The 7,990-nt window shown below is 69.0% G+C and carries 7 protein-coding genes; 6 read left to right on the top strand and 1 reads right to left on the bottom strand.

The annotated features are described in order from the left end of the window. The 6 genes from ACE5CZ_RS12385 to menC all read left to right on the top strand — a co-directional run. On the top strand, positions 1–947 hold a 947-nt coding region (locus ACE5CZ_RS12385; protein WP_374947637.1), incomplete at its 5' end, for an ROK family protein. Next, on the top strand, positions 944–2,080 hold the full coding sequence (locus ACE5CZ_RS12380) for a glycerate kinase (RefSeq protein ID WP_374947636.1): 1,137 nt from the start codon (positions 944–946) through the stop codon (positions 2,078–2,080). The genes ACE5CZ_RS12385 and ACE5CZ_RS12380, both read left to right, overlap by 4 nt. A 102-nt stretch (positions 2,081–2,182) precedes the next feature. Continuing rightward, positions 2,183–3,421, top strand: coding sequence for a multidrug effflux MFS transporter (locus ACE5CZ_RS12375; RefSeq protein WP_374947635.1), 1,239 nt, complete (start codon positions 2,183–2,185; stop codon positions 3,419–3,421). Positions 3,422–3,535: 114 nt separating this feature from the next. Next, positions 3,536–4,249, top strand: coding sequence for a phosphatase PAP2 family protein (locus tag ACE5CZ_RS12370; protein ID WP_374947634.1), 714 nt, complete (start codon positions 3,536–3,538; stop codon positions 4,247–4,249). Between the two features lie 38 nt (positions 4,250–4,287). Further along, the gene (locus ACE5CZ_RS12365) at positions 4,288–5,574 is read left to right on the top strand and encodes a saccharopine dehydrogenase C-terminal domain-containing protein (RefSeq protein ID WP_374947633.1); all 1,287 of its coding nucleotides are present in this window, start codon (positions 4,288–4,290) and stop codon (positions 5,572–5,574) included. Positions 5,575–5,587: 13 nt separating this feature from the next. Continuing rightward, a complete protein-coding gene (gene menC, locus ACE5CZ_RS12360) occupies positions 5,588–6,700 on the top strand; it encodes an o-succinylbenzoate synthase (RefSeq protein ID WP_374947632.1) in 1,113 nt (370 codons plus the stop codon). Positions 6,701–6,784: 84 nt separating this feature from the next. Here the strand turns inward: menC and ACE5CZ_RS12355 are convergent, their stop codons facing one another. Further along, positions 6,785–7,702: a hypothetical protein gene (locus tag ACE5CZ_RS12355; RefSeq protein WP_374947631.1), complete on the bottom strand. Its 918-nt coding sequence runs from the start codon at positions 7,700–7,702 to the stop codon at positions 6,785–6,787. Positions 7,703–7,990 lie beyond the last annotated feature (288 nt).

Genomic DNA, 7,990 nt, shown 5'->3' with positions numbered 1-7,990 from the left:
ATCTCACCGATCGCATGCTCGCCGTAGCGGTGAACCCCGACCTCGACGCCGTGACCATCGGGCTGGTGGGCCTCGGCGGCCACGTGCATTCGCGTGTGCGGCACGAGACGGCTGCTGCGCCAAGCATCGCCGAGACGATCGAGATCGTGCGGCGTGAGGTGGATGCGCTGCGCGCCGGCCTCGACTCCGGCCAGCGAATCGTCGGCATCGGTCTCGCGGTGCCCGGTCTGGTGCGCACCTCCGACGGAGTCGTCACCCTCGCGCCGCATCTGCTCTGGAACGACCAACCCCTCGCCGCGCCCATCGCCGACGAACTCGGCATCCCCGCGCTCGCGGCCAACGACGCCCAGCTCGGCCTGCTCGCCGAGAGCCTGTTCGGCGCGGGCCGTGGTGTTGACGACATCGTCTATCTCAACGGATCGACGTCGGGCATCGGCGGCAGCGTGCTCGTCGCGGGCCGCACGCTGCAGGGGGCGCGCGGCTACGCCGGCGAACTCGGCCACACACACGTCAACAGCGTCGGCGTCGCCTGCTTCTGCGGCAAGACCGGATGCCTCGAAACTGAGGTCAGCTTGTCTCGCCTCCTCGACGTGCTCGGCGCGGGCCCCGTCGACGGCGACGAGTTCGATCTGATGCTCGGCGAAACCACCGACGACACTGTGCGCGCCGAACTCGATCGGCAACTCGACGTTCTCAGCACGGCGCTCGGCAACTTCGTAGCCATCTTCAACCCGTCGTCGATCATCCTCGGCGGATTCCTCGGCTCGCTCTTCGCCGCCAATCCTTCGCGGCTGCGGGAGGGCATCCGGAGCGCGTCGTTCGGCACGCTCGGCGAACAGGTCACGGTGGAGCGCGCCCAGCTGCGCAGCCGACTGCTCATGGTCGGCGCCGCAGAACTCGCGTTCGGGCCTATGCTCGCCGACCCGGCCGGGGTGCTCGCCGGGTGAGCCGCGTCGTCTTCGCCCCCGACTCGTTCAAGGGCACCGCGTCTGCCAGTGACGTGGCCCGGGCGCTCGCCGCGGGGTGGGCGAGCGTGCGGCCCGACGACGAGCTCGTGCTGCTTCCGCTTGCAGACGGCGGAGAGGGCACGATCGACGCGTTTGCCGCTGCCCTGCCCGACTCGCGACGAATGCCGGTTCGTGTGATGGGCCCCGACGCGGCCTCGGGCGACGCCGCTGTCCATGTTGCCGGCGCCGGCGCCGTCGACGCCGAGTGGCTGCTGCTGCCCGACGGCAGCGGCATCGTCGAGCTCGCCAGTACCAGCGGACTCACGCTCGTCGATTCCCTTCGGCCGGCGGATGCGCACACGCGTGGATTCGGCCAGGCCATTCTGGCGGCTCTCGACTACGGAGTGCCGGACCTCGTGCTCGCCATCGGCGGGAGTGCGTCGACAGACGGAGGAGCGGGCGTGCTCACCGAGCTCGGGGCGCTGCTTCTGGATGCGGAGGGGTCGCCGATCGTCGACGGCAACCGCGGTCTGCACGACCTTGACAGCGTCGACCTCGGTGGCCTGAGGCCGATGCCGCCCGGCGGTGTCGCCGTGCTCTGCGATGTCACGAATCCGCTGTTGGGGGCGCGCGGCTCGGCCCGGGTATTCGGTGCGCAAAAGGGTGCGGCCGCGCCCGAGGCCGTCGACGAGCTCGAGCGCGGCCTCGCCCGTTTCGCGGCGGCGATCCCCGCAGTGTCCGTCGACGAGCCGGGCGCGGGCGCCGCGGGTGGGGTCGGTTTCGGGCTCCTGGCCTGGGGAGCGGTGCTCGTCTCGGGGTCAGACGAGATCGCCCGACTCTCCGAACTCGACGCGGCGATCGCCTCGGCGGACGCGGTCGTCACGGGAGAGGGCAGCTTCGACGAGCAGTCGGCCGACGGCAAGGTCGTCTCGCGCGTGGTCGCCGCCGCCCGCGTATCCTCGACCCTGCCGATGCTCGTGGCAGGGCGCATCGCGGCGCCGAGCGGCGAATTCGCCGCGGCCGTGTCGCTGACCGACCTGGCCGGGTCCCGGGAACGGTCCCTCACGCATCCGCTCGACGTCGCGATGCGGGCCGGAGCGCTCTTGGCGGCGGGTGTGCCGGCGCAGAACTGACCTTCAGCGAACCGATTCGAGTACGCGCGGGACCCGTAGTCGAATCGATTCGGTAGTGTTGATCTTTACGCGTCTGCCGACACGAAATGCGCAAGGAATCCCGTGACAACTGACTCCATCACCGTCGTCCATCCTGGCGACGCGCTTTCCCGGCGCCAACGGCTCGTCTATGTGCTGCTGCTCGGCGGGCTCACTGCGCTCGGGCCGCTCACGATCGACCTCTACCTGCCGGCGTTTCCCATCCTCGAAGAAGACCTGGGCGTGTCGGCGGGCGCGATTCAGCTCACGCTCACAGGTACCACGATCGGATTCGCACTCGGTCAGGTGATCGTCGGCCCGTGGAGCGACAAGGTCGGGCGGCGGCTGCCGCTCATCCTCGCCACGCTCCTGCATATCCTGGCCTGCGTCGGCGCCGCGATGGCGCCCGAGATCGTATCGCTCGGAGTCTTCCGTGTGCTGCAAGGTGCAGGTGCCGCAGCCAGCGGTGTCGTCGCGATGGCGATGGTGCGCGACCTGTTCGGTGGCCGTCCGCTGGTGCGCATGCTGTCGCGCCTCGCGCTGGTCACCACGCTCGCGCCCCTGCTCGCCCCGCTCATCGGATCGCAGATGCTGCGCTTCACAGACTGGCGCGGCATCTTCTGGGCGCTCGCCCTCTACGGAGTGCTCGTCGTCGCGGTGTGGCTCTGGATCGTCGAGACCGTGCCGAAGGAGCGCCCGCACGACGCAGGGCGCTCCACCCTGGCCCAGCGCTACAGGTCCGTGCTCACCGATCGCATCTTCCTCGGCGTCGCCCTGATCGGCGGCATGACGTTCGCCGGGCTCTTCACCTCCCTCTCGGCGTCGTCGTTCCTGTTCCAGCTCGTCTACGAACTCGATCCGCAGCAGTACGGCCTGCTCTTCGCCATCAACTCGATCGGCATCGCAACCGGCGTCCAGGTGTCGGCGCGGCTCATGAAGCGCATCGCCCCCCAGTGGATCCTGGCGGTAACGACGCTGGTCATGCTGGGGTGCGCGATCGCGATCGTGGTGCTCGACTCGGCGGGTGCGGGCCTGGTCGGCATCCTCATCCCGCTCTGGTTGTTCATCGCGTCGTGCGGCTTCGGATTCCCCTGCGTGCAGGTGCTCGCGCTCGACCGGCACGGTCGCGAGGCGGGAACCGCCGCGTCACTCCTCGGCGCCGTCAACTTCGGCCTGGCCGGCGCCATCTCGCCGATCGTCGGTTTTCTCGGCATCACCAGTGCCGTTCCGATGGGCGCGGTCATGACGGCCACCGCAGCCGTCGCCGTGCTCTCGCTGTGGCTGATCGTGCGACCCTCGACGGTGCCGGCGCTGGGGCACTGACGCTTCCGGCGCCGGGGCACTGACGGTGCCAGCGCTGGGGCACTGACTCGTCGGTTCGCCCGGCGCATCCGCAAGCCCCGCGTGCGAGTTCGGAGGCACCGGTACGGTCGGGGGATGACACGCGACGAAAGCGGCCCGAAGACACAGCCCGGCGTCGAGCCGAGCGTCGATCAGAAGACGCGCAGGGTGCAGCGCTTCTGGCCTCTGGTCAGTGCGCTCGCCGTTCTCGTGGTCGCGGTGCTGATCGGCACGCTTGTGATGCTGCGCGGCGCCGGCAATCCGCTCGGGTTCGACACCGAGTGGATGGACGAGATCATCGAGCACCGCAATCCGTTCTGGGAGGTTCCGTCGCTTGCGATGAACTACCTCGGGGGCGGGCTGATCGGCGTGTTCATCGTGCCCATCGGCGTCATCGCCGCGCTGTGCCTGTTCCGGCGGTTCTGGGCCGCCGTGTACTTCGCCGTCGCCACGATTCTGTCGGCCGCACTCGTGCAGCTGTTGAAGGGCATCTTCGGCAGGGCACGACCGGAGGAGATCCTGGTGCACGCGGACTTCGGGTCGTTCCCGTCGGGCCATGTGGCCAACGCGACGACCATGGCGGTCGTGCTCGCGATCATCCTGCGCCGCAGCTGGGTGTGGATCGTCGGCATCGTCTACGTGATCCTGATGCTCTTGAGCCGCACCTACCTCGGCGCCCACTGGCTGAGCGACACGTTCGGAGGACTGCTGCTGGGCGCAGGAGTCGCCGTCATCGTGTGGGCTCCGATCGCGAACAAGCTGTATCGCGAGAACGAGAGCCCACACCTCTTCGTTTTCGTGCGCGGGTGAGAGGGCTGGGCTCCGTGGCCCTGCGGTAGCGTTCACCCATGAGGATTCTCCTGGTCGGTGCCGGAGGCGTCGGCGATGCCCTAGCCAAGATCGCAGCGCGGCGATCGTTCTTCGAGCAGATCGTGGTGACCGACTACGACATCACCCGTGCGCAACGCACCGTCGACTGGATCGCCGCGAAGCACGGCAGTCAGGTGGCCGGCCGATTCGCGGTCGACGCGATCGACGCATCCGACCCCGACAGCGTCGCCGACGTCGCCCGGCGACACGCGGTCAGCCACGTGATGAACGCGGTCGAGCCCAAGTTCGTGCCCACGATCTTCGCGGGCGCGCTCGCCGCGGGCGCCGACTACCTCGATATGGCCATGAGCCTGTCGGAGCCGCACCCCACCGACCCGCATTCCGAGACCGGGGTGAAGCTCGGCGACGATCAGTTCGCCCAGGCCGCCGACTGGGAGACCGCGGGCCGACTCGCGCTCGTCGGCATGGGCGTCGAGCCCGGACTCAGCGACGTGTTCGCGCGGTACGCGGCCGACCACCTGTTCTCGGAGATCGACGAACTCGGCACCCGCGACGGCGCCAACCTCGTGGTGCGCGACGAAGCGGGCAACGAGATCTTCGCGCCGAGCTTCTCGATCTGGACGACGATCGAGGAGTGCCTCAACCCGCCCGTCGTATGGGAGAAGGACCGCGGCTGGTTCACCACACCTCCCTTCTCGGAGCCCGAGGTCTTCACCTTTCCCGAGGGCATCGGAGACGTCGAGTGCGTGAACGTCGAACACGAAGAGGTGCTGCTGATGCCGCGCTGGGTCGATGCCAAGCGCGTCACCTTCAAGTACGGACTCGGCAACGAGTTCATCGGCATCCTCAAGACGCTGCACCAGCTCGGGCTCGACTCCACCGTGCCCGTTCGTGTGCGCTCGGCCGACGGCCCCGTCGAGGTGGCGCCACGCGACGTGGTCGCGGCCGGCCTGCCCGATCCGGCAACCCTCGGGCCGCGCATGTCGGGCAAGACCTGCGCGGGCCTGTGGGTCACAGGCACAGGCGTCGACGGTCGCCCGCGCGAGGTCTACCTCTATCACGTGAGCGACAACGAGTACACGATGCGCGAGTACGACGCCCAGTGCGTGGTCTGGCAGACCGCGCTGAACCCCGTGATCGCGCTCGAACTGCTCAGCACCGGCGCCTGGTCGGGCGTCGGCGTGCTCGGCCCTGAAGCGTTCAATGCCCGCGCGTTCCTCGACCTGATGAGGGCGCCCGAAGCGGAGGGCGGCTACGGTCAGGCCTGGGGGCTCGAAGACCGGCTCGTTGCGCTGGTCTCGTGAACGGGCTCGTCTTATGAAGATCGACAGCATCAGCCTGCACCGCCTCGCGATGCCCCTGGTCAGGCCGTTCGAGACCAGCTTCGGCACCCAGGTCGAGCGCGACGTTCTGCTCGTGCATGTCGTGGCCTGCGACGGCGTCGAAGGCTGGGGCGAATGCGTGGCGGGCGCCGACCCCGTGTACTCGAGCGAGTACGTCACCGGCTGCGAGCACATCATCGAGCACTACCTCGCGCCCGCGCTCTTGGCCGCGGCCGACGTCACGGCCGAGACACTGGATGCGCAGCTGCGCTTCGTGGTCGGGCATCGCATGGCGAAGGCCGCCGTCGAGGCGGCCGTTCTGGATGCCCAGCTGCGCGCATCCGGCGTCTCATTCGCGCGTTACCTCGGCGCCGTGCGCGACGAGGTCGACTGCGGCGTCTCGGTGGGCATCGCGCCGTCGATCGACGAGCTGTTGGAGGAGGTCTCGGGCTACGTGTCGGAGGGCTATCGGCGCATCAAGCTGAAGATCAAGCCGGGCTGGGATCTCGAACCCGTCGCCGCCGTGCGCGAACTGCTCGGTGCCGACGCGCTGCTGCAGGTCGACGCGAACACGGCCTACACACGGGGCGACATCGACCACCTGCGCCAGCTCGACGCGTTCGGGCTGCTGCTCATCGAGCAGCCGTTCGTCGAAGAAGACATCACGGGGCACGCCATCCTCGCCGCCGCCATCGACACTCCCGTGTGCCTCGACGAGTCGATCACGTCGGCCGCCGTCGCGGGCGATGCAATCGACCGGGATGCGACATCCGTCGTCAACGTCAAGCCGGGCCGGGTCGGGGGCTACCTCGAGTCCGTGCGCATCCACGACGTGTGCGTGGCGCGCGACGTGCCCGCGTGGTGCGGCGGCATGCTCGAGACGGGCCTCGGCAGGGCGGCGAACGTGGCCCTCGCGGCGCTTCCCGGATTCACCCTGCCGGGCGACACCTCGGCGTCGCGACGCTACTACGCCGACGACCTCACCGAACCGTTCGAGCTGGTCGACGGGCGCCTGCGGGTTCCCACAGGTCTGGGAACGGGAGTGACCGTGCGGTCGGAGCTCGTCGCGGCCTGGGCGACCCGCCGCCCGTTGCTGCTGCGTCGCTAGCCCGCACGGCCCGGCCGCGCGTCATCCAGTTGCCCGAATCAGCCCCCTCGATCGCCGCCGACGGGGCGCATTCGGGCAACTCGGCTACGAGCGGGCCGTGATCGCCGTCACGAGTTCGGCGATGAACCCCGCGGGAGCCTCGAGATCATCCGCGGTGTAGCGTTTCGCGTCCCATCCGATGGTCTTCAGCCTTCTGAAGCGGGCGATATCGCGACGCCACTGCTTCTGGTCGGTTCGGTGGTGGTCACCCTCGTAGTCCATCGAGATCTTCAACTCGGGATAGGCGAGATCGACGCGGGCGACGAAGACGCCGTGGTCGTCGAAGACCTCGTAGTTGGTGACGGGCGTGGGCAGTCCGGCAAGAACGATGATCACTCGCTGCCACGATTCCATCGGCGACTCGCTGCCGTCGTCGAGCAATGGCAGCGCCTGCCGTAGGAGCCGCGCGCCCCGCGCTCCGCCGTATCTACCGATGGCGAGGGCGAGCCGATCGAGGTCGGTTCTGGGCAAGGAACGGTGAATGAGCCGATCGCCGACCGCGACCAGCGGTGCCAAGGAGAGGATTGCGCCGAGGTCGCACCATGTGCGTTCCGGCGTCGTCACACCGAAACCGAAGCGGGCGTCGGCATCGCCCGGCAACAAGGTGGTCTGATGCCCGAGCACCCCGCGCCGGTGCGGAGCCCGCCGGCCGCGAGGCACACTCACGTGCAATGGGGAGTTCTGGAGACCCGGTGGCAGGGGCAGCCGATGCAACGTCGCCGCGGTGAGGTGACTGAACGCGGCCTCGGGCAGGAGTGTCTGGGCCAGCGCGCGGCAGCGCTCTTCGAAGACCGTCGCGGCGGGGAGGCCAGCATCCCAGCCAGCGCCGAGGCGAATGCCATCGAATGGCGTCGTCAGGTCACGGGCTCTCAAGCGTTTTGCGCTGACACCGTTCGCCCGCGCTTCGGCGACGGTGAACGCGCGTGCCGGAAAGACGATGCGTCTGGGAGGGATCGGGCTCACTCGCTCACTATGCCGATCATCGGGGAATGCCCGCGGAAGTTGTCCACAGGGCCAGCCACTTGCCTCAATCTGCCGTGTCATTTGGCGTCGAGGCGGCCGATTCGGGCAACTCGATTCGGCCATCGGTGCGCGGGCCGCATCGGTAGAGTTTGTCCATGACGAACGACGACGGTTCCGTGTTGGATGCTGCTGCCGCACTCGCAGAGGCGAAGGCTGCGGCCGCGTCGGCGCAGGCCGCGGCGGATGCGGCCCAGGCCGCACTGATTGAGGCGACCCAGCGGGCGGCGG

Source organism: Agreia sp. (genome assembly GCF_964263775.1).
GTDB lineage: Bacteria > Actinomycetota > Actinomycetes > Actinomycetales > Microbacteriaceae > Agreia.
The sequence above is the reverse complement of the archived record's forward strand: the minus strand, read 5'-3'. Positions and strand labels throughout refer to the sequence as shown.

Excerpts from the sequence above, each read along its gene's own strand:
- ACE5CZ_RS12370 (WP_374947634.1), top strand. The coding sequence starts at position 3,536 with ATGACACGCGACGAAAGCGGCCCGAAGACACAGCCCGGCGTCGAGCCG.
- ACE5CZ_RS12365 (WP_374947633.1), top strand. The coding sequence starts at position 4,288 with ATGAGGATTCTCCTGGTCGGTGCCGGAGGCGTCGGCGATGCCCTAGCC.
- menC (WP_374947632.1), top strand. The coding sequence starts at position 5,588 with ATGAAGATCGACAGCATCAGCCTGCACCGCCTCGCGATGCCCCTGGTC.